This is a genomic window from Rhodopseudomonas palustris (assembly GCF_003031265.1).
Classification (GTDB): Bacteria; Pseudomonadota; Alphaproteobacteria; order Rhizobiales; family Xanthobacteraceae; genus Rhodopseudomonas; species Rhodopseudomonas palustris_H.
Genome location: NZ_CP019966.1, coordinates 5,096,277 through 5,121,461, shown reverse-complemented (window position 1 = coordinate 5,121,461; position 25,185 = coordinate 5,096,277). Strand labels below are relative to the sequence as shown.

Sequence of the window (25,185 nt, the reverse complement as noted above, 5' to 3'; positions counted from 1 at the left end):
TGAGAACGTATGCATAGCCTTCCCCCCGACATCTGGCAGCCGGTGTGGCTCACCATCGAGCTGGCGGCGATTACCACGGTGATCCTGCTGATCGTCGGCACGCCGATCGCGTGGTGGCTGGCGCGCTCCAGGGCGTGGTGGAAGGAAGGCATCGCGGCGGTTGTGGCGCTGCCGCTGGTGCTGCCGCCCACCGTGCTCGGCTTTTATTTGTTGGTGCTGATGGGGCCGGACGGGCCGGGCGGTGCGCTGGCGGCGCTATGGGGCGGTCGCACCGTGGCATTCACCTTCGGCGGCCTGGTGTTCGGCTCGGTGATCTATTCGATGCCGTTCGTAGTGCAGCCGATCCGCAATGCGTTCGACGCGATCGGCGATCGTCCGCTGGAAGTCGCCGCAACTCTGCGCGCCTCGCCGCTGAAGGCATTCTGGACGGTGGCGGTGCCGCTGGCGCGGCCGGGCTTTCTGGCCGGCGCGGTGCTCGGCTTCGCCCACACCGTCGGCGAATTCGGCATCGTGCTGATGATCGGCGGCAACATTCCGGGAAGCACCAAGGTGCTGTCGGTGGCGATCTACGACTACGTCGAGACCTCGCAGTGGCGTGAAGCCAACATCCTGGCCGGCGGCATGGCGGCATTCGCCTTCGTGGTGATCCTCACCATGATGATGCTGGAAAAACGAACTGCGCGGATCAGGGCATGAGGGCGCTGTCACCCCCCACCATTCGGGCGGCGTTTCGCGGCCGGCTCGGCGGCTTCAATCTGGATGCCGCCTTCACGGTGCCGGCCACCGGAATCACCGGCCTGTTCGGGCCCTCCGGCTGCGGCAAGTCCAGCGTGCTGCGCTGCCTCGCCGGGCTGCAGCATCTGCCGGGAAGTAGCTGCGAAGTCAGCGGTGAGGTGTGGCAGGACGATACGACCTTCCTGAAACCGCATCATCGCCCGATCGGCTACGTGTTTCAGGAAGCCAGCCTGTTTCAGCATTTGTCGGTGAGAGCCAACCTGCTGTACGGCGCGCCGCATGAGTCGGTTAAGACCCATGCCGATGCGGTCGAGTTCGACGAAGTGATCGAATTGCTCGGGCTTGCGAAGCTGCTGGAACGCTCGCCGCGCAATCTGTCCGGCGGCGAGCGTCAGCGCGTCGCGATCGGACGGGCGCTGCTGTCGCAGCCGAAACTCTTGCTAATGGACGAGCCGCTGTCGGCGCTCGATCGGCTGACCAAGGACGAGATCCTGCCGTTCCTGGAGCGGCTGCATGCGCGGCTGTCGCTGCCGGTGGTTTACGTCAGCCACGACATTACCGAGATCGAACGGCTCGCCGATCATCTGGTGCTGATGCAGGCCGGCAAGGTGCTGGCGGTCGGGCCGCTCGCCGAGCTGCAGAGCGATCCGAAGCTGCCGCTGGCGATTGCGCGGGACGCCGCGGTGAATTTCGACGCCGAGGTCGAAAGCTACGATTCCAACTATGGTCTGGTGACGCTGCAGATCGACGGCGGGCGCCTGCTGGTGCCGTCGGCGCCGGCCGCGAGCGGCGAGCTTCGCCGGGTTCGGATCGCCGCGAGCGACGTCAGCCTGGCGCGCGAGCTGCCGCAGGCGAGCTCTATCCTCAACGCGGTGGCGGCGCGGATCGTCACCACCTCGCCGGTCGGCGCCAACGAGATGCTGGTGGTGCTGGCGCTCGGCCGCGAAGGTCATGGCGGCCGGCTGTTGGCGCGGCTCAGCCGGCGGTCATGGGATCTGCTCCGGCTCGCCGAAGGTGTCGACGTGTACGCGCAGATCAAGGGCGTGGCGCTCGCGCCGGGACGTGACGGCCACGCGTAGTTGGCGGCGATGACGTGCCGCGAGCCGGCACGAACTTCGCATTCTCTTTCCTGATCGCTGCAACGGCGGCGCTGGCGACTACGCGACTACCAGTCGTGTCGGGTCAGCGACGACGTACGTCCGTATCTCATGGAGGAGAATCGACAATGTCGTTCGAAAGCAACCAACTGATGCCGATCGCGGCGCTGCGCGGCGGCCCGGGGACGCCGGCCGCCGACGTACTCACCGCGTTTGCGCTGCGCCGCAAGGCCGAGGGCATCGATGTCGTCGGCGTGATCGTGCCGCCGGAAGATACCGGCCGCGGTCATCAGGGACACGGGCATGGGCATGGTCACGGTGAAGGCCATGGCGGCGGCCACGAGGGCTGCGAGTGCCGCAGCGAGCTGATCGATATCGCGACCGGCGATCGCTATGCGATGCATCAGGATCTCGGCTCGGGATCGCAGGCCTGCAATCTCAATTCGTCATCGCTGGCTTTGGCCGCAGGGGCGGTCGAACGCGCGGTGGCGCGCAAGCCGGCGCTGGTGGTGCTGAGCCGGTTCGGCGGCCAGGAGGCGGTGCGCGGCGGGTTGATGTCGGCGTTCCAGGCGGCGATCGCGGCCGGCGTGCCGGTGGCCTGCGTGGTGACGCCGAAGGCCGAGGACGTCTGGAAAGATTTCGCCCAGGGGCTGTCGGTGTCGCTGCCGCCGGAGGCGGATGCGCTGGAAGCGTGGTGGCAGGATCACGCCCGCGGGCGAAACGCGGCGTGATCCGACCGGGTCGCGCCCGCCCGGGCGCGATACCAGGTTTCAAACAGGCTGGACGCGTAGGCGCTCTCGTAGCGCCCCGTCAGGTAGGCGGCGGCGGTCTCCAGGCTCTTGCGGCCGGTCCAGGTCGCCGGGTAATCGGATCCGCCGAGCGCGCCCCGCGGTGTCGCGGTCATCCGGATCGCCTCGGCGACCGCCCCTGGATCGCGCGCCCCGCCCGCCCTGCACAACACCCCCAACAAAACCGCCGCCACCCCCGCCACCATCCCCGCCGCCACATTTGGGTTGCTTCGCTGCACCACTCGGCCTTCCAAGGCCGCGCCGGATACGCTGGTGCCGGGAATGGCGATTCCGATGTCGCCGAGGTCGCGGCATTGGCCGCCGAGGAGCTGGCCGACACTGTCGAGGGCTGCGACCGGCAGCAAGTTCAAAGCGCCGCAACGACGGAGCAGCGTGGTGCAACCTTTGCTGCCGGCGCTGGTGACGATCAGCGTCTTGCTGGCGTTGCACTTGGCGACCGCGTCCGCCAAGGCGAAGCCCGGATACCAGGGGCGTTCGAACGCTCCGGCACCAATCAGGATGATGTCGGCTCCATGATCGAGCGCCCGCGTGATCGCGTCGGCCAGATCGGCCTGTCCGCACACCGATCGGGCATCACTGAAGATCGGTGCCAATAGCCCGCGGCACATCGGCGCGATGCCCTCCACCGACCGGCAGGGTTGCCCGAAGAGGAGGCTGGCCAGATGGGTAGCTTGTGCGCTTGGTGGGGCGTCGTCGCCGGTGTGCTGGGCGACTGCGGTGTTGAGGGGCTTGAGGGGCGCGCCGATGAAACAATCATGGGTGCGGTCGACCAATCCGTCGAGCAGCGCCACGGTAACATCGCGCTCGCCGCCGCCGAACGCGAACAGAAGCTCCTGGTGGAGCTCGCTTCCAGACACGCCAACCATAACCCCGCCCGTATCTTCCGCCGTTTCACATACGATGCACTCGCATGTCGTTGCTCGCTCGCCCGCTGCAACCGACGGTAATGCTTCTCTTTGTTTCTCAATTTTTCAATTGGTCAAGAGACATCTTGCATATTCCCTTATTGGGTCTAGTTCCGCTTCCTTATCGATCGGCCTCTAGCGTGAAAATGGCGTGATAGACGCGTGAAAAGTGCTATTTTGACCGGAGAGGCAGGAAGGATACGGGATGACGGCGGCGAATTCGGAGCGATATGCGCTTCGGCTGCTTGGACCCTTCGAGCTCACGGCGCCGGACGGGCGCCGGGTCGAGATCACCAGCAAGAAGGGCATCGCCGTTGTCGCAATGCTCGCATTGTCGCGTGACGGCGCACGCACCCGCGGCTGGCTGCAGGATCGGTTGTGGGGCAGTCGGCGCAAGGCAGAAGCTGCCGGCAGCCTGCGCCGCGAACTATCGAACCTGCGCAAGCTGCTGAACGCGGACGGCGCCGAGCTGCTGCTCAGCGACCGCGATCGTGTACGATTACGTACCGATCTGATCGACATCGACCTGTTCGCCGCGCGCCCCGGCCGGGCCGCCGGTGAGCTGCTTGAAGGTCTCGATATTCCGAGCGAGCGCGGATTCGGCCAATGGCTGCATGAGCAGCGCGACGCGCTGGTGCCGCCGGCGAACGATGTCGTGGTCTCGGCGGTGGCGGGCGGCGCGACGACGCTGCCGACCCATATCGTCGACATCTCGACGCCGCCGGTGGGCTTCGCCGGCCGGCCCGCCATTGCGGTGCTGCCGTTCGCCAACGCCACCGGGGACGAGACGCTGGACTACGTGGCCGAAGGTATCGGCGAGGAACTGATCGTCGGGCTGTCGCGCATCCGCTGGCTGCCGGTGATCTCGCGCAACTCCAGCTTCTCGTTCACCGAACGGGATGACCGCAAGCTGATCGGCCAGCGTCTCGGCGCGCAGTACCTCGTCGAGGGCCGGCTGTATCGTGCCTACGACTCCTATGGGGTGTCGGCCTCGCTGGCCGAGGCGATCACCGGCTATTCGCTGTGGTCGCGGCGCTTCACGCTGCAATCGCCGGCGGGGCATGACGAACTCGTGCAGTTCGTCAACGAACTGGTGGCGCAGCTCGAAAGCCGGATCGACCACGCCGAGCAGATCCGCATTCGCGGCAAACGGCAGGACAAGCTCGGCGTCAGCGATCTGATCTGGCGCGGCCGTTGGCATCTCAACCGGCTGACGCGCGCCGATTCCGAAATGGCGCAGAAACTGTTCGCCGAAGCGCTGGCGCTCGATCCCAATTCACCCGAAGCACTGATCCAGGCGACGGCAGCGCTGGCGTGGTCGATCTGGGCCGGCCGCCAGCCGCAGGATCAGATCCTGCGGATGCGCAAGTTGGCGCAGCAGGCGATGCTGGCCGACCCCGACGACGGCCGCGGCTTCATGCTGGCTGGCATCGCCGAGATGTGGCTGCGGCATCCGCTCGAAGCGAAGAACCTGCTGAAGCAGGCGATTACGCTGACGCCGAGCCTGGCGCTGGCGCACGCTCAGCTCGGCGGCTGTTTCAACCTCGCGGGTGAGCCCTATCGGGCGATCGTTCAACTCAAGACCGCGATGCGGCTGTCGTCGAACGATCCGAACATCTTCTATTCGCTGGGCGAGTTGGCGCTCGCCTACACCATGCTGAGACAATGGCCGGAAGCGATCGAGCATGCCACGCTGGCGCTCGCGCGGCGCCCTGCCTATTGGTACGCGCACGTTCTGAAGATCAACGCGCTGGCTCGGATGGGGCAGCTCGACGCGGCGCGGATCGCTTGCGACGAGCTCCTCGCCATCAAGCCGAACTTCTCCAAGCGCTTTCTGGATTGGCTGCCGTTCGTCGACCGCACCTGGGTCGATCACTTCGTCGAAGGACTGAAGTTGGTGCCCGGCCGGCCATCGGATTGGCCTGAGCGCGACAGTCAGGAATCCGCCGCGTAGGGATGGGTCGGCCAACCGCCGGGATCAGCGGCACGTCCGCGCCGGCTGCTACTCGCCTCAGATCTGCTGCGCGACCTGTTCGAGGCCCATGGCGCGAGCGAGCTTACGTACTTCCTGCTTCTGATCTTCGCGCAGCTGGAACAGCAGCGGCATCGCGGCGTATTTGAGCTGCTGCACCTCGGCGCTGTCCGGATCGATCGCTGGTGTGCTGCTGTCGCGGCCGCGCGTGGTCGCATGCAGCTTGCGGCCGATGGCGCGCAGCGCCTGCTCGACCGACGGCCAATAGTACTCTTGCGACGACGACAGATTCAGGCGGGTCTTGATCTGTGCGATCTGGCCATCGCTGAGCAGCGCTTCTTTCGCGGCAGGCTTGGGCTTCGGCTTTTGGACCGGAGTGGTAGCGATAACCGGCGGCAGCTTGGTGGCGGCTTTGGGCGCTGCGACGCTCGGTTCGGAAGCTGCGGCTTCCGGGATTGCGGCAACCGGCAGATCATCGGTCGCGTAGGCGAGTTGCAGCGGCTTGGCCGGCGCGGTCACGTCTGCCGAGGCTGTCTGGTCTTCGGCGGGCTGTTGTTGTGCGGCCTGGACTTCAGGTTCGTCGGATTGCAGCGCGACTTCGAGCTTGTCGGCCTTGAATTCGCGGTTGCTGACGGGACGCTCGACCGCGGCCACGCCGGCCAGTCCCGCGGCGGGAACGCTGGCGCGGGCCAGAATGCTGGCAGCGGACGCGCTCGCCAGGAGCACGCACACCAGCGCAGAAAGAGTGACGGTCTTGGTCAAGCTGATCTCCGTCGCGGCGACGAATGGAGGTTCGTATCGCGCAAGAATGCAGAGGAAATATGGCTGTTAGTGGTAACTATGAGCAGTTCCGCGGGGCGCCGGTTCCGTGCCCCGGGCCGTCGATCAGGCTGCCGCGTACATCGGCATCTCGGCCAGCTCATAAGCTTCCTGAATATCAGCAACGATCTCGGAAGCTTCCCACAGCGCGTCGGGCGCGACCGACTGGATGCTAATCGTCCAGTTGCCGCCCTTGCGGGTGCGCGGCGTCCCGACGATTTCGAAGCGCACGTCGCGGCACAGCGGATGGCGATGCAGCGCGTGAGCGACCCGGATGCGGAGTTCGTCGAGGGTCGCGGAAGTCTTTTCGACATGCAGCATGGCGAGGTCCACTTCGGCTGTGGTGTACGCCAACGATGCAGGATCAGTCGCCGAAAGGGCCCCGCATCGCGGCGGCCCTATTGATGTGCCAGGATGGTTAATGCGGTGTTAAACTGATTCTGAGGGCTTGGCCGCCTCGTTGAAATACCTGGAGTGATCCCTGCTATCCACAGGCCTGCACAGTCAGCTCAGCGCTGTTCGACCACGAGGTTCTGGATCGCGCGGCCGAAATAACCGTGGACGTCGGCGAGCTTCGACGATGCGATGCCTGCGCCGTCCGGCCCCAACCACATCTCGGAGTTCAGCAGCACCCAATCGCCGACCGGCTGCCGCGCGAAGAACACGTTGAGATCGGCGTTGATAAAGGTCCAGTGCTTGAAGTCGAGGATCGACGAGGTCGCGTTGCTGAAGTCAGAGGCGACCACCGCGCGCATCGCCTGCGAGGTCGGTTGCCCTTCGACCAGGGCGCGGTCGGCGCGATACCAGGTTGCGCCGGGGCCGATCTCGCCGAAGCCGCCATAGACCTTGCGCAGCGACATGCCGCCGACGAACGGATTGCGGGTGAAGCCGGGGTCGAGCACCGGGCAGTCGTCGGGATGCGGCACGTCGAGCGGCGGATGCTCGATATCGTCCGGCAGATCCGGCGGGGCGACGCGGATCTTCAGCACGGTGGCGCCGACCACGATGACGCCCTTCGAGAGCAGCCGCACGGCGCAGAGCTGAATCTTGCGGCCTTCGCGCAGCACTTCGGTTTGGTAGGTCAGCGGCCCCACCGGGACCGGGCGCAACAGGTCGACGGTGACGCGCGAGATCTGCATTGGCGACGGCGTCGGGATCTGTTCGGCGAGGTAAGTAACCAGGGCAGACGGCGGAGAGCCGTGCTGCATCGTCGGATCCCACGGTCCGGCTGCGTTCGGGCTGGTTTCGATATTGATGCCGTCGATGCGATAGATGGAGTCCATGCGGCGACTTCCACGAGCTGAGCTGACGAGATCGAAGCTGTTCCCGATCATTGCGAGCGAAGCGAAGCAATCCAGAGCGCTGTGCGCCGAGCTGGATTGCTTCGACATTTCACTCCTCGCGATGACCTGAGTGAGCAGAGGAGACGACGGTTATTGCCTCACAGCGGCGGGTCGATCGCCTCGTCGTATTCCTTTTTGAAGCGGGCGATCAGTTCGCCGGCGGGCAGCACGTCGTTGATGCTGCCGATGCCCTGGCCGGCTCCCCAGATCTCCTTCCAGGCCTTCGGCTTGGCGCGCTCGCCGGCCTCATCGGTGCCGAAGTTCATCTTCGACGGATCGGACTGCTCGAGATTGTCCGGGTCCATGCCGGCCGCAACGATCGACGGCTTCAGGTAGTTGCCGTGCACGCCGGTGAACAGGTTGGAATACACGATGTCGTCGGCGCCGGAGGTGGTGATCATCTCCTTGTAGCGGTCGACCGCGTTGGCTTCCTTGGTGGCGATGAAGGCCGAACCGATATAGGCGAAGTCGGCGCCGAGCACCCGGGCGGCGCGGATCGCGCGGCCGTTGGCGATCGCGCCGGACAGCGCGATCGGGCCGTTGTACCAGGCGCGCGTTTCGGTGACGAAGGCGAACGGAGATTGCGTACCGGCATGGCCGCCGGCGCCGGCCGCGACCAGAATCAATCCGTCGGCGCCTTTCTCGACAGCCTTGTGGGCGAACTTCTGGTTGATGACGTCGTGGAAGACGATGCCGCCCCAATTGTGCGCGGCCTGGTTCAGCTCTTCGCGGGCGCCGAGCGAGGTGATCAGCATCGGGACCTTGTGCTTTTCACAAAGCGCGAGGTCGGCATCGAGCCGGTTGTTGGATTTGTGCACGATCTGGTTGACGGCGAACGGTGCCGACGGACGCTCGGGATGCGCCTTGTCGTAGGCGGCGAGCTCTTCCTTGATCTGGTGCAGCCACTCGTCGAGCAGTGCGGCGGGACGCGCATTGAGCGCTGGAAACGACCCGACCACGCCGGCCTTGCATTGCGCGATCACCAGCTCGGGACCCGAAATAATGAACAACGGTGAGCCGATCACCGGGACCGAGAGGCGGCCCTTGAACAACGCAGGCATGGGCATTTCGAGTTTCTCCTTGTTTGTTGTGTTTGGCGGCGTGGCCGCGGCGACACAAAAGCAAGCGAGGAACAGACCTGCAAGGTGGGATTTGGCGAATTCGTAGCGTTTCGGCGCAAGCGCACGTTTCGTCGCAGTGATCAGCCGCGGACTACTGGCACCATGCCCGTGTGACGAAATTTTCCGTTCGGCAATCGCCCGGTTCGCGCGGCCGCCCGGGGATCAGCACCTTGGCCGAACACTTCTCGGTCGCATCGACGCCGAGGCTCTTGCCGCCGCCATAGCCCTTCGACCGGCACAGGATGTCTGCGGCGGCCTGGCAGTCGGCACCGCTGCCCGGCGCCGCGGGACAGACCTGACGTCCGCTGACCATCGAGGGCACGATCGGTGCCGATGACGCAGCCGGAGCAGGCGGCGCAGGCGGAGGGGGCGGCGGCCTGCCGCCGGGAGGTGGCGGAGGCGGTGGGGAAGCTGCCTGCGACGAGGCAGGTGGCCCTGCCGGACTCGGTGGTGGCGGCGGCGGTGGGTTCGGCGGAGGCGGCGGCGCGTCCTTGCTGTCACTGCCGAACGACGGCAGCAGCGACGTCGATGGCAGGAGCGACGACGGCGTCTTCAGCAGCTTCTGGATTTCATCGACCAGACCCGGATTGTCCGAGCGCGCCGGTGGAGGTGGCGGCGGAGGCCGGTCGGCCGGCGGCGGGGGCGCGTAATTCTGCGCCAGCGCGGGGCCGCCGAGCAGAGCTGTGGCGAATATTGCGGCTGTGAAAATGCCGACGCGGCGCGGCACGAGGCGCCAGCGCAAGCTGCGGTTCGAGATGGGCATGGCGCAGCCTACGCCGATGCGCCGGCGGAGAGAAGGCTATTCGCCGTCTCCGCTAGACCAGTTTGAAGGCGATGACGAAGCCGAGCACCAGCACCACGGCGCCGATCGTCACCCACAGGCCGAGCCGCTTCTCGATCTGCTCGCGGATCACCACGCCATAGCGGTTCAGCACGACCGCGACGATGAAGAACCGGCCGCCGCGGGCGATGATCGAGAACAGGATGAACAGCCAGACGTCGTAGCCGGCAAAGCCCGACGTGATGGTGACGAGCTTGTAGGGGATCGGGGTGAGGCCCTTGAGCAGGATGATCCAGGCGCCCCATTCGGCATAGCCGGCGCGAAACGCCTCGACCTTGTCGCCATAGCCGTAGAGCTGGATCAGCCAGTGCCCGACCGAGTCGTACAGCAGGGCGCCGATCGCGTAACCGACCACGCCGCCGGCCACCGAGGTGACGGTGCACAGCGCCGCGTAGAACCAGGCGCGTTGCGGCCGCGCCAGCGACATCGGAATCAGCATCACATCCGGCGGCACCGGAAAAAATGAGCTCTCCGCGAACGAGACCAGCCCGAGAATCCAGAGGGCGTAGGGCTTGTGGGCGGCGTCGATGCACCAGTCGTAGATTTTGCGCAGCATGGAGCGCGATCAACCATTCCGTCGCCGGTTTGTCCATGGCGCAAAAGGCACAGATGCTGGAGAACGGGATGCCGGAGGCCGAGTGGAGAGAGGACGTGAGTTCAGTGACGCTTGCGCACCGCGCGGGCGTCCTGCGCGACCACCGGGCGCCGGGTGGCATGCGGCGTCGGCGGCTTGCCGATCCGCGTCTTCGGCAGCTTCTCGGCAATCCCGAGCAGATTCTCGCGGCGGCGCATCTCGGCCCAGACGTCCTCGGGGCGGACGCCGGCCGAAGCCCATAGCACGGTGAGATTGTAGAGCAGGTCGGCGCTTTCGCGGATCACCGCCTCGCGGTTGCCGTTGACGGCGTCGATCACCACTTCGATCGCCTCTTCGGCGAGCTTCTTGGCCATCTTGCCGGAGCCGCGTTGAAACAGCCGAGCCGTCCGCGACGTCGCTGGATCGAGATCCCGCGCCGCGAGCACGGCCTGATAGAGACGCTCAAGCGAATCAGCCATTTCAACAGCTTAGCTGATTTCGATGTCAGTCGTGTTAACGCAACTCAGGCGCGATATCCAACCTTAGAGGCAGGATGATCGCGCCTGGGCGTCAGTTCGGTGCGTTAATAGCCGTAGTAGTACGGTCGCGGGCCATAGGGTGCGCCATAATAGCGCGGTCCCCCGTAATAACCCGGGCCGCCATAGTAGTAGCGATAGCGGCTCTCATACGCGTCGCGCTGCGCCTGCGCGGCAGCGATCGCTCCGATGGTGCCGACGATCCCGACAAACGCGGCGGCAGCCGCCGCGTTACCGTTGCCGCCACGCCGGGCGTAGCGGCGCTTGCGCGCGCTGACATCGGTCAGCGGCGCGGCCTCGGTCGCCGGTGCAGCGGTTTGAAGCTTGGTCTTCGGAGCGGCAGCGAATGCCGCAGTCGGCTCGAGCGCCGGCACGGCCAGCGCTAGTGCGGTGACGATCGCGACGGTCCGGCCGCCCGACGACCACAAGGATTTGCGCTTCTGCATCTTTATCCTCCGCCTGACGGCTGTGTCTCGGTAATCCGCCGAGACAACCGTCATGATGCAGCTAAGGTTCCACTTCGGAAACACAAGGCCGGACTGCGTGCGCGCCGACGGTCCGCGCTTCAAAGCAAAATGGCCGGGACGAGCCCGGCCATTACGCAGCGATGCGGCGAAGTAGGTGCGCAGGATCAGCCCTTGGCGAGCTGCTGATCGAGGTCGTGCAGCACCTGGTAGCAGGGCAGCACCTGGGCGACGCTGGCGTTCGGCTCGCGGCCTTCGCGGATCGCGGCGAAGAACTCGCGGTCCTGCAGTTCGATGCCGTTCATCGAGACATCGACCTTGGAGACGTCGATCTTCTCTTCCTTGCCGTTCACCAGATCGTCGTAGCGGGCGATGTAGGTGCCGTTGTCGCAGATGTAGCGGAAGAAGGTGCCGAGCGGGCCGTCGTTGTTGAACGACAGCGACAGCGTGCAGATCGCGCCGTTGGCGGCCTTGAGCTGGATCGACATATCCATCGCGATGCCGAGATCGGGATGGATCGGTCCCTGCACGGCGTTGGCCTTCACGATCGGCGAGCCGGCCTGATAGGCGAACAGATCGACGGTGTGGGCGGCGTGGTGCCACAGCAGGTGATCGGTCCAGCTGCGCGGCTGGCCGAGTGCGTTCATGTTGGTGCGGCGGAAGAAGTAGGTCTGCACATCCATCTGTTGGACGTTCAGCTCGCCGGCCTTGATCTTCTTATGGACGTACTGATGGCTCGGATTGAAGCGGCGAGTATGGCCGCACATCGCCACCAGGCCGATCTGCTTCTGCAGATCGACCACCGCCTGCGCGTCCGCCAGCGAATCCGCCAGCGGGATTTCGACCTGGACGTGCTTGCCGGCGCGCAGACAGTCGATGCCCTGCTGCGCATGCATCTGGGTCGGCGTGCAGAGGATGACCGCATCGACCTCTTTGATTGCCAGCGCGTCGGACAGTTCGGTCGAGACGTGCTCGATGCCGTACTTTTTGGCGACTTCCTGGGTCGGCTCCAGCCGGCGCCCGATCAGCGACACCACCTCGACGCTGTCGATGTTCTTGATGCCGTCGAGATGCTTGATGCCGAACGCACCCGCTCCCGCGAGGGCGACCTTGATCGTCTTTGCCATGTCAGGCGTTCTCCAGAATGAGGTGGCCGACCGCAGTGTTGCTGGCCGGGACGTGGTAGAAACGGTGGGCGACCTTGGGCTTGGGGCCGCCTGCGACATCGCTCATCGCGCCGCGCGCGATCAGCCACATCACCAGCTCGATGCCCTCGGAGCCCGCCTCGCGGACGTAATCGATATGCGGCTTCTGTGACAGGCCTTCCGGATCGGCGATCAGCTGATCGAGGAAGGCGTTGTCCCATTCGCGGTTGATCAGGCCGGCGCGCGGCCCCTGGAGCTGGTGGCTCATGCCGCCGGTGCCCCAGATCTGCACGTTGAGGTCTTCGTCATAGGACCGGATGGCGCGGCCGATCGCCTGGCCGAGCATGTAGCAGCGCCGGCCCGACGGCACCGGATACTGTACGACGTTGACGGCGAACGGGATCACCGGGCACGGCCACGCCTGCGGTTCACCGCACATCAGGCTGAGCGGGACGGTGAGACCGTGGTCGACGTCCATCTTGTTGACGATGGTCAGGTCGAAATCGTCCTGGATCACCGACTGGGCGATGTGACCGGCGAGCCGCGGATGGCCGATCACCTTCGGCACCGGCCGCGGCCCCCAGCCTTCGTCGGCCGGCTGATACTCGGCCGCAGTGCCGATCGCGAAGGTCGGAATCAGGTCGAGGCTGAAAGCGGTGGCGTGATCGTTGAATACCAGGAAGATCACGTCGGGCTTCTGGTCCTTCAGCCACTGCTTGGAGAACTCGTAGCCCTTGAACACCGGCTTCCAGTAGTCTTCGCCGGTCTTCTGCATGTCGATCGCCGCACCGATCGCCGGCACGTGCGAGGTGTAAACGCTGGCGGTGATACGGGCCATTACTTCTTCTCCCCGACGTAGCGATTGCCCTCGATCGGGCGGCCGCCGCCGACCATCATGTTGCGATATTCCTCTTCGGTCATTCCGGTCATCGAGCCCGCCATCTGCTGGAAGCTCTTGCCGTCGGTGGCGCCGATCTTGGCGAGGAAGTAGATGTTGCCGCCGAGCGCGATGCAGCGATTGAGGTCGCGATCCAGCACCGCCTGCTTCTGTTCCTCGCTCATCGGCCATTCGTCGAGATAAGCGCGCTCGTCTGCCTTGAAGCGGGCGCGGTTCTCGGCCTTCATCAGCGACATGCAGAACTGGTTGAGATGATAGCCCTGGCGTGACATGTCGGCATCGAAGATCGTGGTGCCGGGCACGTCCTTGTAGGGTTTGTCGAGGGGCATGGCGGGGTCTCCTCTGGAATTTGGTTATGGTTCGTCATTGCGAGGAGCGAAGCGACGAAGCAATCCAACTCAGTGCTCGGTGCTCTGGATTGCTTCGCGGAGCTTGTCATCGGGCCGGCCAAAGGCCGGACCCGGTGGCTCGCAATGACGGCGGTGAATTATTTCTCCTCCGGCCAGTACAGCCGCATCGGGTTGTCGACCAGCAGCTTGCGCTGAAGTTCCGGCGTCGTCGCGATGTGGGGGATGAAGTCCACCAGCAGGCCGTCATCCGGCATGTGGCCCTTCAGGTTCGGGTGCGGCCAGTCGGTTCCCCACAGCACGCGATCCGGGAAGGTCTCGACGATGCGGCGGGCGAACGGGACGACATCGCGATACGCGTTCTGTTCGCCGTTCAGCGCTGGCGGACCGGACACCGAGAGCCGCTCCGGGCAGCTCACCTTCGACCAGACGTTGGTGTGCTCGCGCATGAATTTGACGAACAGCTCGAACTCGGGGCCGTCGACCGGCTTGGTGACGTCCGGGCGGCCCATGTGGTCGACCACCACGGTGGTCGGCAGCGAGGTGAAAAAGTCCCACAGTTCGGGCAGGTCGACGGCCTCGAAATAGATCACCACGTGCCAGCCGAGCTCTTCGATGCGCCCGGCGATCTCGACCAGTTCGTCCTTCGGGGTGAAGTCGACCAGACGCTTGACGAAGTTGAAGCGGACGCCGCGAACACCGGCATCATGCATCGCCTGCAGTTCGGCATCGGTGACGCTGCGCTTCACCGTGGCGACGCCGCGCGCTTTGCCCCCCGAATTGATCAGCGCGTCGACCATCGCCCGGTTGTCGGCGCCGTGGCAGGTCGCCTGCACCACGACATTGCGGGCGAAGCCGAGATGGTCACGCAGCGCATATAGCTGCTGCTTCGACGCGTCGCACGGCGTGTATTTGCGCTCCGGCGCAAACGGAAACTCGTCGCCCGGCCCGAACACATGACAATGTGCATCCACCGCGCCCGGCGGCACCTTGAAGGTCGGCTTCGAGGGGCCTTGGTACCAATCCAGCCAGCCCGGGGTCTTTTCGAAGGTCATTCGGTTACTCGTCTCAGTCCGTGTTGGTCTAATTCAGCGCGAATTCGGGTTGGTGCGGGCTCAAGTGAGCAGTTCAAATCAGTCAGTGTTTCGCCTCGGCCTCTCATCTCCCCTCCCCCTTGCGGGGAGGGGTCGGGGGTGGGGGTCCCCAGGCACAGTGCCCGGGGCCCCCACCCCGGCCTCCGCTTCGCTCGGCCGACCCTCCCCGCAAGCGGGAGGGGTGCCATCAGCGCCGCGGCCAATTAGTTTTGCCGCCAAGCCGTCAATGGCGTCGGCGTTACGTCTTCGTCTCGTCCTTCACCTTCGCCAAAATCCGATCAGCCTCCGTCCGCCAGTCCGGACTCCGCGCAAAGCCGGATGCGCCGCGGGCGCCGAACAGGCCTTCGTCGGCGAGGTCAGCCACCCAGGCTTGCCGCTCCGCGGTGCCTTGCGCGGACCACGGCGTCAGGCCGGCTTCGCGCACCGTCTCGGCGACTTCGCGGACTTCCTCGGCGCGGCGGCGGCCGTGTTCGATCACGCGCTGGAAGAAATAGGCGCCCTGCTTCTCCCAATCGATCGACGGAAACGTCTCTTGCAGCGAGGCGATCACCGCGTCCTCGACGCCGTAGGCCCGCGCGGTGGTGAAGCTCTCGATCACCATCGCCTCGAGGCCCTTGATCATGATGCTGCGGCACATCTTGGTGGCCGAGGCGACGCCGAGCTGGTCGCTGGCCGGCTTGGCGGCGAAGCCGAGCGTGTTGATCAGCGGCGCCAATTCGGCTGCGTGCGCGCCGCCGAGCAGCAGCGGCACCTTGATGCGATACGGCGGCACCGAGGTCATCACTGCGCCTTCGACATAGCGTCCCTGAGCGCCGTCGATCAGCGAGGCGGCGCGCTGCTTGGCGCCGGGCGAGGCGGAGTTGAAGTCGAGAAACCAGGTGCCTTGATTGATCGCGCCGGCGCAGGCCTCGGCGACCGCGACGGTTTGGCTCGCCGTCACCGCCGAGATGATGAAGTCGCTCAGCGCTGCGAGCTCGGCATGCGATGTCGTCAGCGTCACGCCGTGGCGGCTGGCATGCTCGCGCAGCGGCCCGCCGCGATCGTCGGCGAGCTTGACGTCATAGGCCGCGACCTTGACGCCCTGGGCGCGCAGATCCTCGGCGAGGATCTTGCCGACCTCACCATAGCCGACGATCCCGACCAGCCATTGTTTCGCCGCGCTGCTCATCAGTCGATGTACTTCAGGCCGGCTTTTTCAAGCGGCTCGCGCATCTTGTACATGTCGAGGCCGAGCACGCCGCTCGCCAGCTTGGCGCGCTTCTCGGCCTCGTTGGCCTCGCGGGCTTCGGCCGCGTCGGCCGCCATCTGCGCCACCGCGGCCGGCACTACCACGACGCCGTCGTCATCGGCAATCACCACGTCACCGGGCGTGATATGGGCGCCGGCGGCGACCACCGGGATGTTGACCGAGCCGAGCGTCGCCTTCACCGTGCCCTTGGCGTGGATCGCCTTGGACCATACCGGAAACTTCATCTCGGTGAGATCGCGCACGTCGCGAACGCCGGCGTCGATGATCAGGCCGAGCGCGCCGCGGGCACGAAAACTGGTGGCGAGCAGGTCGCCGAAGAAGCCGTCGGTGGAGTCGGCGGTGCAGGCCGCGACCACGACGTCGCCCGGCTGAATTTGTTCGGCGACGACGTGCATCATCCAGTTGTCGCCTGGCTGCAGCAGCACGGTGACGGCGGTGCCGCAGATGTGCGCGCCGGAGTAGATCGGGCGCATATACGGCGCCATCAGGCCGACGCGGCCCATCGCCTCGTGCACGGTGGCGACGCCGAACCGCGACAGCTTCTCGACGGCAGCCTTGTCGGCGCGGCCGATGTTGCGCTTGACGATGCCGAGATCGTTCATCCGCACGGTCATGGTTACTTACCCTTCGCCTTGAGCGCGGCATCGAGCCGCGGATAGACGCGGCGGGCGTTGCCTTCGTAGATCTGCTGCTTCTCTTCGGGCGTCAGGATGGTCGACGCCTCGATGTAGCGCTTTGTGTCGTCGTAATAGAACCCGGTCCGTGGATCGATGCCGCGCACCGCGCCGATCATCTCCGAGGCGAACAGCACGTTGTCGACCGGAATCACGGTGTTGAGCAGGTCGATGCCCGGCTGGTGATACACGCAGGTGTCGAAGAAGATGTTGTTGAGGACGTGATCCTCGAGCAACGGCTTCTTCATTTCCTGCGCCAGACCGCGGAACCGGCCCCAGTGATACGGCACCGCGCCGCCGCCATGCGGGATGATGAATTTCAGCTCGGGGAAGTCCTTGAACAAATCGCCGGCGACGCACTGCATGAACGCGGTGGTGTCGGCGTTGAGGTAATGCGCGCCGGTGGTGTGGAAGCAGGCGTTGCAGCTGGTCGAGACGTGGATCATCGCCGGGATCTCCAGCTCGACCATCTTCTCGTAGATCGGGTACCAGTGCCGGTCGGTCAGCGGCGGCGAGGTCCAGTGCCCGCCCGACGGATCGGGATTGAGGTTGATGGCGACGAAGCCGTAGTCCTTGACGCACTTCTCGAGCTCAGGGATGCAGGTCGCAGGGTCAACGCCCGGCGACTGCGGCAGCATCGCCGCACCGATGAAATTGTCGGGGAACAGCTGCGAGACGCGGTAGCACAGCTCGTTGCAGATCGCCGCCCAGGTCGACGAGACGTTGAAGTCGCCGATATGGTGCGCCATGAACGAGGCGCGCGGCGAGAACACCGTCAGGTCGCTGCCCCGCTCCTGCATCTTCTTGAGCTGGTTCTCGATGATCGAGGCGCGCAGCTCGTCGTCCGAAATCTTCAGCTCGGACACTTTCGGCATCACGGACGGATCCTTGATGCCGGCGATTTGCCGGTTACGCCAATCCTCCAGCGCCTTCGGCGCGGTGGTGTAGTGGCCGTGAATGTCGATGATCATCAGGTGTCCTCGAATAGTCTGTCTCCGTCATTGCCGGGCTTGACCCGCCTGCGGGGCCGAAGCCCCTCCGGCGCGGCGTAGGCCCGGCAATCCATCTTTCTCGGAAGAAGATGGATGCCCGGGTCGAGCCCGGGCATGACGTCTGTGGTTGTGGCGTCGCTCGTGCTAACAGCGCGGGCTTCGATGTTGGTCCTCTATTCTTCGATGTCTTAGCCCGCGCGCCGCAGCGATGCGTCGCTGGCTTGCTTCCCGCCCCACACCGAGCCCGGCACCATCGCTTCGCCGCGCATGATTAGGCGCGCGGTACGCAGCAGGGCGGCGCGGGTGACGTTTTGCGGGTTCTGCGGGTCGACCTCGATCTCGACTGAGAACTCGCCGGTGGGGTGTTCGACCGAGATCTGCTTGATGGTGCCGTCCGGCACCTGCGCGATGCCTTCGGTGACGCTGCCTTTCAGCACGCAAGCGGTCGCCACCGTCACGGCGGCGAGCACGCCGATGGCGTCGTGGCAGACGTGCGGAATGAAGCTGCGGGTCGAGATGCTGCCGCCGGCGCGCGGCGCCGAGATCAGCGTCATCTTCGGATAGTTCTTCGATGTGACGTCGCCGAGCTGCATCGCGTGGCCGCAGGCGATCCGCAGCTTCTCCAGCCGCGCCTTTAGTTCGGTGTCGGCGTTGAGCTGGGCGACGCCCTCATAACCGGTGCGGCCGACGGCCTCGGCGCGAAACATCACCAGCGGCATGCCGTTGTCGATGCAGGTCACCTCGACGCCGTCGATGATATCGCGGACGTTGCCGGTCGGCAGCAGGCCGGGCGCCACCGAACCCGCGGTATCGAGGAAGTTGATCTTGATCGGCGCCGAGGTGCCGGGCGCGCCGTCGATCCGCGCGTCGCCTTCGTAATCGACATGGCCATTCGGCGTCTGCACCGTGATGTCGCACTGCATGTCGGTGTTCAGCGTCAGCACCCGCAACGTGGTGGTCGGCCCTTGCGGCTTCACCAGTCCGGTTTCCAGCGCGAACGGCACGACCGCAGCCAGCATGTTGCCGCAATTCGGCGTGGTATCGACCGTGTCTTTGTCGGGCTGCAGCTGGGCGAACAGGAAATCGAGGTCGACGCCGGGCTTCGATCCTTTGGAAACAATGCCAACCTTGCTGGTGAGCGGATGCGCGCCGCCGAGCCCGTCGATCTGGCGGCGGTCGGGCGAGCCCATCACCGCGAGCAGCACCTTGTCGCGGGTGGCGATGTCGCTCGGCAGGTCGGCTGCATTGAAGAAGGGGCCGCGTGAGGTCCCGCCGCGCATGAACAGGCAGGGAATGGCGGTTTGCATTCGTTTCCTTCCGGATTGTTATTGCTATTTTGGCCGGGCGGCCTGACCGGCGCCACGGCGGGTGGTCTATAACAGCTATCGGCTTCCGGCATGGCAACCGCCCGTGCCGAAAACCGTGAGCCGGAATCAGGTCGGCAGCGTCTGCACCAGGTCGGTCAGGATCCGCATGCTGTGCTGCGCCAGCGGCGTCGGCCGCCGCGTCGCGGACACCACGAGGCAAAGAGCGCTCGCCGGTGCGGGCTCGATCAGCGGACGCATCACCAGCTCGGCCGCCCGCGGCGAAGCGGCCACCCCGCTGCGCGTCAGCACCGCGTGGCCGTAGCCAGCGCAGACCAATTCGATGATCGACGGCACGCTCGAGACTTCCCAGGCGATGTCGAGCTTGACGCCGGCCAGCGCCGCCTCGTTCTCCAGCAGCCGGCGCATCGCGTGCACCCGTTCCGGCACGATCAGCGGATATTTCGACAGTTCCTTGAACGGCAGCGGTGCTGCGGCAGTGCGACGTTTGCCGGCGGGTGCGTAGCTGACCAGCCCGAGCGGCTCCTGCAGCAGCGGCGTGATCTCGATGCCGGACTGTGCGTCCGGATTATAGACCAGGCCGACATCGGCGCGGCCGGTGGTGACCCATTCGATGATGTGTGACGACAGGCCTTCGACGATCGCCAGCCGGGCCGACGGCAGGGTGCGCTTGAAGTGGTCGATCAGCGGCAGCGTCAGTTGCCGCGCGATCGACGGCGGCAACCCGATGGTGACGCGGCCGACCGGCGCGTCGCGGCTGGCGCCGAGATCCTCGCGGGCATGCGCGACCATCTGCATGATCGCCACCGAGTGATCGAACAGCCGCCGCCCGGCTTCGGTCAGCGCCACGCCGCGGCCATTGCGCAGGAACAATTGCTGGCGCAGTTCGGTCTCCAGCCCGCGCACCTGTCGGCTCAGCGCCGGCTGGGCGACATCCAGCACCATCGCGGCCTTGCTGAACGAGCCGAGCTCGGCGACATGCATGAAATATTCGAGCTGCTTGAGGTTCATCGCCTGATCGCGGGCCCGCCGCTATTGCCGCTCGATGCCGGACTGCTCGATCACGGCGCGCCATTTCTCGATGTCGCCGCGCAGCCGCGCCGCCAACTGGTCTGGCGTCGACGGCTTGGCGTCGATGCCGAGTTCGAGCATCTTCTTCTTGAGGGCGGGATCGGCGAGGATCTCCTGTAGCGCGGTGTTCAAGGCGCCGATCACGCCGGGTGGCGTACCGGCCGGTGCGAACAACCCGTTCCAGGATTCGATGCTGGCTTCGATGCCGCTCTCGCGCAAAGTCGGAATCTCGGGCGTGATCTTCGAGCGCAGCGGCCCGGTTGCTGCCAAAGCCCGGATCTTGCCATCGGCGAGATTTCCCTTCAGCGCCGAATAGCTGTCGATCGTCAGGTCGACGCTGTCCTGCAGCAGCGCCACCAGCACTTCCGGCGTTCCGCGAAACGGAACGATCACAAAGTCGACCCCGGCCGCAGTCTTGAACAACGCCGCGGCGAGGTTCTGCGTGCTGCCGGTATTGATGGTGCCGACATTGAGCGCGCCGGGCTTCTGCTTCGCTGCCTTGATGACGTCTTCCAGCGTCTTGAACTTGGACTCGGCGCGGACCGCGAACAGGAAGTCGAAGGTGCCGAGGCTCGAGATCGGCGCGAAATCCTTCACCGGATCGAACGGCAGCTTCTTGAACAGCGACACGCTGATCGCGGTGCCGTTCGACAACAGCGCCAGCGTGGTGCCGTCTGGAGGCGACGAGATCACCGTGCGCGCCGCGGCGATGCCGCCGGCGCCCGGCTGGTTCTCGACATAGAAACGCTGGCCGAGCTTGGTGCCGAGCTGATCGGCGATCAGGCGCGCTGTGATGTCGGCGACACCGCCGGCCGCGAACGGCAGCACGATCCGCACCGGGCGGGTCGGATACAGGCCCTGCGCCCGTGCGGGCGACGGAATCCTCGCCGTCGCCAAGGCTGCGGCAGCGGTGGTCAGGACGGCCCGGCGAGACAAAACAATACGTCGGATCAAGCTCATGGCGCGACGATAGTCCAACTGAACCGGATTTCACAGCGACTGCTGCAATTGACCTGATGCGGCCGGACCGTCAGAATCGTGCGTAACGAACGGGAGGAGCTGGCGTCTGCGCCGAGCTGTCCGCCCGACTGAAGAAGTCTTTCCGAGGAACGTTGTGGAGTCCCGATGTCACAGCCGCCGCTGTTTCGCCCGTTCACCCTGCGCGGCATCACCGCCAAGAACCGCATCCTGATCTCGCCGATGTGCCAGTATTCCGCAGTCGATGGCGTGGCCAACGACTGGCACTTGGTGCATCTCGGCAAGTTCGCCCAGGGCGGCACCGGCATCGTGATGGTCGAAGCGACCGCGGTAACCGCCAACGGCCGCATCACCCATGGCGATCTCGGACTGTGGAAGGACGACCAGATCCGGCCGCTGGAGCGGATCGCCGCCTTTCTGCGCGACAATGGTGCGGTGCCGGCGATTCAGCTCGCCCACGCCGGCCGCAAGGCGAGCATGCAACGGCCATGGTACGGCAACGCCGCGCTGACCGCGGAGGACATCGCCCGCGGTGATCAGCCGTGGGACATCGTCGCGCCGAGCGCGATCCCGATGGACGAAGGCTGGCTGACGCCGCAGGAACTGAGCGACGACGATCTCGACCATCTGCTCGAGGCTTGGCGCAGCGCGACGCTGCGCGCGGTCGAAGCCGGGTTCGAGATGCTCGAAGTGCACTGCGCCCACGGCTATCTGCTGCACTCGTTCCTGTCGCCGCTGTCGAACAGGCGCACCGACGCCTATGGCGGCGACCGCGCCGGGCGGATGCGGTTTCCGCTGGAGGTGATCGAGACGGTCCGCGACGCCTGGCCCGACACACTGCCGCTGGCGGTGCGGGTATCGGCGGTCGATGGCGTCGATGGCGGCATCGAGCTTGCCGACTCGGTCGTATTCGCGCGCGAGGCCAAGGCGCGCGGCGCCGACATCATTGATTGTTCGTCGGGTGGACTGCTCGGGTCGGCCACTGCCAACCGGATTCCGCGTGGCTACGGCTTCCAGGTGCTGTTCGCCGAAACCATCCGGACCGAAGCCGAGATCCCGACCATTGCGGTTGGGCTGATCATCCATCCGGATCAGGCCGAGAAGATCGTCGAGCAGGGTCAGGCTGATCTGATCGCGATCGGCCGCGAGGCGCTGTTCGATCCGAACTGGGCGCTACACGCGCAGCTCGAACTCACCGAAGGCGATGAGGTGTTCGCCGACTGGCCGAAGCAATATGGCTGGTGGCTGGAGCGCCGCGAGTCGGGCCTGCGCAAACTCGACGGGCCGAAGCTGCCATTCCGGCGGAGCTGAGAGATCAGCCGCGCCGCCTGAAAACGCGGATGGCCGGGACGAAGCCCGGCCATCACGACGTTGGTGTAGACGCAAATTAGAGCGAAGTCGGTAGGTTGGGTTGAGCGTACAGCGAAACCCATCGAAACGGTCGGCGCATCAGGATGGGGCGCATAAACTCCCCCCAATCCTAAGACGTTAACGAGTCGTTACCAGCCGCAGCCGCCGCAGCGCGGACGGACCGGCGCGTAGTAGCTGTAGCCCGGCGACACCATCTCGACGCGCTCGCGGGTGGCGTATTGCGGCGGGATGCGCTCGTATTCGACGCCGCCGGGAGAGACCATCACGGTCTTCGGCACCATCACGGTGCGATACTGCGGCGGAACGCGGTGGGCGACCACGCGGCCCGGGTTGACCATCACCGTCTCCTCGACGGTGCGGTACTCCGGAGCAACGTATTGCTGCTGATAGCAGGTGTAGCACGGCGGCGGGGCGCAGCCGTAACAAGCGGAGGCTGCGGTCGGCAGCGCGACGGCCGCGCCGGCGACGACGGCGGAAGCGAGCAAAGCGGCGGACAAACGAGACATGGACGATCCTCAGCGCCAATGAAATATCGCCGCATGTTTGGTTGTGATCACGACGTCCGTCAACGATCGAGCAGAATCAACCTTTACGAAGATCATTAACGGCACGGCTTGGTAACCAGTTGGTCATCAATCCGCCGCGCGCCGCGAACTACGCCGCCCGCACCGTTCGGAGGAAGCGGGCGACTTCGTCTTTCAGCCGGGTGCTGTCATGCGCCAGCGACTGCGCCGCGGACAGCACCTGCGCAGAAGCCGAGCCGGTCGCCGAGGCGCCGCGCTGGACCTCGACGATGTTCACCGAGACCTGATGGGCACCTTCGGCGGCGTGGTGCACGTTGCGCGAGATTTCCTGCGTCGCGGCGCCCTGTTCTTCCACTGCGGAGGCGATCGTCGCGGCGATCTCCGACATCCGCGCGATGGTCTCGCCGATCTGCCGGATCGCGCTCACCGACTGGTCGGTGGCGGTCTGGATGCCGCCGACCTGCTGGCTGATCTGGTCGGTGGCCTTGGCGGTCTGTTCGGCGAGTTGCTTCACTTCGGCTGCCACCACGGCGAAGCCGCGGCCGGCTTCGCCGGCGCGCGCCGCCTCGATCGTGGCATTCAGCGCCAGCAGGTTGGTTTGGGCTGCGATGGTGTTGATCAGTTCGACGACGTCGCCGATCCGTGATGCGGCTTCGGACAGGTGGCTGACGCGTTCGTTGGTGGCCTGCGCCTGCGTCACTGCCTCGCTGGCAATCCGCGCCGACTCCTGCACCTGGCGGCTGATCTCATTGACCGAGGACGACATCTCTTCGCTGGCCGACGCCACCGATTGCACATTGGTGGACGCCTCCTCGGAAGCTGCGGCGACCAGGGTGGTGAACTGCTGGGCGTGATCGGCGGTCGAGGTCAGGGTGGTCGCCGAAGCTTCCAGCTCGGTCGAGGCCGACGATACGGTCTCGACGATCTCGCCGACCGCGTCTTCGAACTTGGCGGCGAGGGCGATCATCTCGCCTTTGCGCTGCTGCGCGGCCAGCCGGTCATGCTCCGCCTTGGCGGCGGCTTCTGCTGCGGCGCGCTCCTCGGCCTTCAGCTTGCAGGATTCCACCGCGCGCGCCATGTCGCCGATCTCGTCGCTGCGCTGCAGGCCCGGCAGCACCAGATCGAGTTCGCCATCGCCGAGGCGGCGGATGCCGGTGTTCAGCCCGCTGAGTGGCTTGGTGATCGACCGCGCAATCCAGATCCCGAGCACCATCACGGTCAGGATGATGGCGATGATCGCGATCTGCATGCGCTGCTCGGTGGCCCGCCGCGCGGTGGCGGCCATCGTCTTCGCGAGCTCCGCCTGCTGCCTAACCGTGCTGGAGAGCTCGTCGAGCGCGGGTTGCACTGCCCGGTAGGTCGTCACCATGTCCTTCTCGGCACGGTCCAACGCCAGGGCATTCTCCATCCAGGCGGAGAAGTCGCGCTGATAGGCGCCGAGCTTTTGGGTGATCTCGGTCTTTGCCGTTGGCGGCAGGTCGGAGGCGGCGAGCAGCTTGGCGAATTCGGCGGATTGCTTCTTCATCTCGTCGCCGTATTTCGGATGGCGGCGGAGCATGAAGTCCTTCTCGTGCCGGCGCATCATCAGCATCTGCACCATCAGGGGCGGGGAGTCGAAGCTGCTGATCGTCTTTTCGACATCGTGCACCGACGCTCGCAGGCTGCCTTCGAGCCCAAGATCTTCCTTGAGGCCGAGCTTCACGGTGGCCTCACCGAACCTGCCGAATTGGCGCTGGTAGTTCTCAAATCCGTCCTGCACCGATTTCAAACTGCGGGTGAGTTCAGTCTGACCGGCTGCCTCGGTCTGCCGGATCATGTCCGCGAGCGTCTCGGCTGCCACTCGGCCGCTCTGCTGAAACATGCCGAGATATTGCTCGTCCTTGCGCAGCATGAAGTTTTTCTCGGCGCGGCGCTGCTCGAGCAGGGCGATTTGCAATTTTGCGTTGCTGTCGCCGAGTGTGCGGGCTCGTTCGTCAATCAGCCTCGCTGCGTCTTGTGACGATGTTCCGATCATATACAGCGCGCCAAAGGCGAGAACGCCAATGATGCCGACCAGAGCGATGGAATTGATCTTGGACGTGAGGCCGAGACGAAGAGACATGGGAGATCCCGAGTTTCAGACGATTCGCTTGGACGATGACGTGTGAGTTGTGGACGTGCTTGTTGGTGAGGCAGGCAATCTGCACAAACACTGAGCAATCTGCGACGTAGTCGATCGCTGGTCCGATGAGGCTCCAGATTCGAATCTTGACGTAATAACTAAGCTTGGACGAACCGGTGCTAAGTTTGCCTTAAGATCTC

26 protein-coding genes are annotated in these 25,185 nt (G+C 65.5%); 5 read left to right on the top strand and 21 right to left on the bottom strand.

What is annotated here, in order from left to right; all coding sequences use genetic code 11:
* Positions 1–9 precede the first annotated feature (9 nt).
* The 3 genes from modB to RPPS3_RS23770 all read left to right on the top strand — a co-directional run bounded on the left by modB (position 10) and on the right by RPPS3_RS23770 (position 2,563).
* On the top strand, positions 10–696 hold the full coding sequence (gene modB / locus RPPS3_RS23780) for a molybdate ABC transporter permease subunit (RefSeq protein WP_107346250.1): 687 nt from the start codon (positions 10–12) through the stop codon (positions 694–696).
* Positions 693–1,814 (top strand): molybdenum ABC transporter ATP-binding protein, encoded by a 1,122-nt coding sequence (gene modC / locus RPPS3_RS23775; protein WP_107346249.1) that lies wholly within the window; start codon positions 693–695, stop codon positions 1,812–1,814. Before modB ends, modC begins: the two co-directional genes overlap by 4 nt.
* A 146-nt stretch (positions 1,815–1,960) precedes the next feature.
* Positions 1,961–2,563, top strand: coding sequence for a DUF2478 domain-containing protein (locus RPPS3_RS23770; protein WP_107346248.1), 603 nt, complete (start codon positions 1,961–1,963; stop codon positions 2,561–2,563).
* On the opposite strand, the gene RPPS3_RS23765 is transcribed toward RPPS3_RS23770, so the two are convergent.
* Entirely contained in the window at positions 2,536–3,507 is a 972-nt protein-coding gene (locus RPPS3_RS23765) for a peptidase (protein WP_107346247.1), read from the bottom strand. The genes RPPS3_RS23770 and RPPS3_RS23765 overlap by 28 nt on opposite strands.
* A gap of 244 nt (positions 3,508–3,751) precedes the next feature.
* On the opposite strand from RPPS3_RS23765, the gene RPPS3_RS23760 reads away from it, so the two are divergent.
* On the top strand, positions 3,752–5,500 hold the full coding sequence (locus tag RPPS3_RS23760) for a hypothetical protein (protein ID WP_107346246.1): 1,749 nt from the start codon (positions 3,752–3,754) through the stop codon (positions 5,498–5,500).
* Between the two features lie 57 nt (positions 5,501–5,557).
* Here the strand turns inward: RPPS3_RS23760 and RPPS3_RS23755 are convergent, their stop codons facing one another.
* The 18 genes from RPPS3_RS23755 to RPPS3_RS23665 all read right to left on the bottom strand — a co-directional run bounded on the left by RPPS3_RS23755 (position 5,558) and on the right by RPPS3_RS23665 (position 20,908).
* Positions 5,558–6,280: a hypothetical protein gene (locus RPPS3_RS23755; RefSeq protein ID WP_107346245.1), complete on the bottom strand. Its 723-nt coding sequence runs from the start codon at positions 6,278–6,280 to the stop codon at positions 5,558–5,560.
* Positions 6,281–6,403: 123 nt separating this feature from the next.
* The gene (locus RPPS3_RS23750; RefSeq protein ID WP_107346244.1) at positions 6,404–6,658 is read right to left on the bottom strand and encodes a hypothetical protein; all 255 of its coding nucleotides are present in this window, start codon (positions 6,656–6,658) and stop codon (positions 6,404–6,406) included.
* Positions 6,659–6,846: 188 nt separating this feature from the next.
* Complete coding sequence (locus RPPS3_RS23745) at positions 6,847–7,620, bottom strand: thioesterase family protein (RefSeq protein WP_107346753.1); 774 nt, start codon at positions 7,618–7,620, stop codon at positions 6,847–6,849.
* Positions 7,621–7,778: 158 nt separating this feature from the next.
* Positions 7,779–8,747, bottom strand: a complete 969-nt coding sequence (locus tag RPPS3_RS23740; RefSeq protein ID WP_107346243.1) for an NAD(P)H-dependent flavin oxidoreductase — start codon at positions 8,745–8,747, stop codon at positions 7,779–7,781.
* A gap of 145 nt (positions 8,748–8,892) precedes the next feature.
* On the bottom strand, positions 8,893–9,564 hold the full coding sequence (locus tag RPPS3_RS23735; protein WP_107346242.1) for a hypothetical protein: 672 nt from the start codon (positions 9,562–9,564) through the stop codon (positions 8,893–8,895).
* A 52-nt stretch (positions 9,565–9,616) separates the two neighbouring features.
* Complete coding sequence (locus tag RPPS3_RS23730; protein WP_107346241.1) at positions 9,617–10,198, bottom strand: YqaA family protein; 582 nt, start codon at positions 10,196–10,198, stop codon at positions 9,617–9,619.
* A 101-nt stretch (positions 10,199–10,299) separates the two neighbouring features.
* Positions 10,300–10,695, bottom strand: coding sequence for a phosphoribosyl-ATP diphosphatase (gene hisE / locus RPPS3_RS23725; protein ID WP_107346240.1), 396 nt, complete (start codon positions 10,693–10,695; stop codon positions 10,300–10,302).
* A 104-nt stretch (positions 10,696–10,799) separates the two neighbouring features.
* Entirely contained in the window at positions 10,800–11,198 is a 399-nt protein-coding gene (locus RPPS3_RS23720) for a hypothetical protein (RefSeq protein WP_107346239.1), read from the bottom strand.
* A 185-nt stretch (positions 11,199–11,383) separates the two neighbouring features.
* Positions 11,384–12,343, bottom strand: a complete 960-nt coding sequence (locus tag RPPS3_RS23715) for a Gfo/Idh/MocA family oxidoreductase (protein WP_107346238.1) — start codon at positions 12,341–12,343, stop codon at positions 11,384–11,386.
* A gap of 1 nt (position 12,344) precedes the next feature.
* A complete protein-coding gene (locus RPPS3_RS23710; protein ID WP_107346237.1) occupies positions 12,345–13,199 on the bottom strand; it encodes a class III extradiol dioxygenase subunit beta in 855 nt (284 codons plus the stop codon).
* Entirely contained in the window at positions 13,199–13,588 is a 390-nt protein-coding gene (gene ligA, locus RPPS3_RS23705; protein WP_107346236.1) for a protocatechuate 4,5-dioxygenase subunit alpha, read from the bottom strand. Before ligA ends, RPPS3_RS23710 begins: the two co-directional genes overlap by 1 nt.
* A gap of 158 nt (positions 13,589–13,746) precedes the next feature.
* Entirely contained in the window at positions 13,747–14,661 is a 915-nt protein-coding gene (locus RPPS3_RS23700) for an amidohydrolase family protein (protein WP_107346235.1), read from the bottom strand.
* Positions 14,662–14,938: 277 nt separating this feature from the next.
* Positions 14,939–15,868: a DUF1932 domain-containing protein gene (locus tag RPPS3_RS23695; protein ID WP_107346234.1), complete on the bottom strand. Its 930-nt coding sequence runs from the start codon at positions 15,866–15,868 to the stop codon at positions 14,939–14,941.
* The gene (ligK, locus tag RPPS3_RS23690) at positions 15,868–16,563 is read right to left on the bottom strand and encodes a 4-carboxy-4-hydroxy-2-oxoadipate aldolase/oxaloacetate decarboxylase (protein WP_107346233.1); all 696 of its coding nucleotides are present in this window, start codon (positions 16,561–16,563) and stop codon (positions 15,868–15,870) included. The genes RPPS3_RS23695 and ligK overlap by 1 nt, the downstream gene beginning before the upstream one ends.
* A gap of 2 nt (positions 16,564–16,565) precedes the next feature.
* Positions 16,566–17,594 (bottom strand): amidohydrolase family protein, encoded by a 1,029-nt coding sequence (locus RPPS3_RS23685; RefSeq protein ID WP_107346232.1) that lies wholly within the window; start codon positions 17,592–17,594, stop codon positions 16,566–16,568.
* A gap of 209 nt (positions 17,595–17,803) precedes the next feature.
* Complete coding sequence (locus RPPS3_RS23675) at positions 17,804–18,922, bottom strand: 4-oxalomesaconate tautomerase (RefSeq protein ID WP_107346230.1); 1,119 nt, start codon at positions 18,920–18,922, stop codon at positions 17,804–17,806.
* A gap of 126 nt (positions 18,923–19,048) precedes the next feature.
* Positions 19,049–19,951, bottom strand: a complete 903-nt coding sequence (locus RPPS3_RS23670) for a LysR family transcriptional regulator (RefSeq protein ID WP_107346229.1) — start codon at positions 19,949–19,951, stop codon at positions 19,049–19,051.
* A 21-nt stretch (positions 19,952–19,972) separates the two neighbouring features.
* Positions 19,973–20,908 (bottom strand): tripartite tricarboxylate transporter substrate binding protein, encoded by a 936-nt coding sequence (locus RPPS3_RS23665; RefSeq protein WP_234820045.1) that lies wholly within the window; start codon positions 20,906–20,908, stop codon positions 19,973–19,975.
* A 228-nt stretch (positions 20,909–21,136) separates the two neighbouring features.
* Between RPPS3_RS23665 and RPPS3_RS23660 the strand changes: the two genes are divergently transcribed.
* Positions 21,137–22,300 carry an NADH:flavin oxidoreductase/NADH oxidase gene (locus tag RPPS3_RS23660; RefSeq protein ID WP_107346227.1) on the top strand — a complete coding sequence of 388 codons (1,164 nt, stop codon included), beginning with the start codon at positions 21,137–21,139 and terminating at the stop codon, positions 22,298–22,300.
* A gap of 188 nt (positions 22,301–22,488) precedes the next feature.
* Here RPPS3_RS23660 and RPPS3_RS23655 read toward each other — a convergent pair whose 3' ends face one another.
* Positions 22,489–22,866 carry a hypothetical protein gene (locus RPPS3_RS23655; protein WP_107346226.1) on the bottom strand — a complete coding sequence of 126 codons (378 nt, stop codon included), beginning with the start codon at positions 22,864–22,866 and terminating at the stop codon, positions 22,489–22,491.
* Between the two features lie 148 nt (positions 22,867–23,014).
* Complete coding sequence (locus RPPS3_RS23650; RefSeq protein WP_107346225.1) at positions 23,015–24,985, bottom strand: methyl-accepting chemotaxis protein; 1,971 nt, start codon at positions 24,983–24,985, stop codon at positions 23,015–23,017.
* Positions 24,986–25,185: the final 200 nt, after the last annotated feature.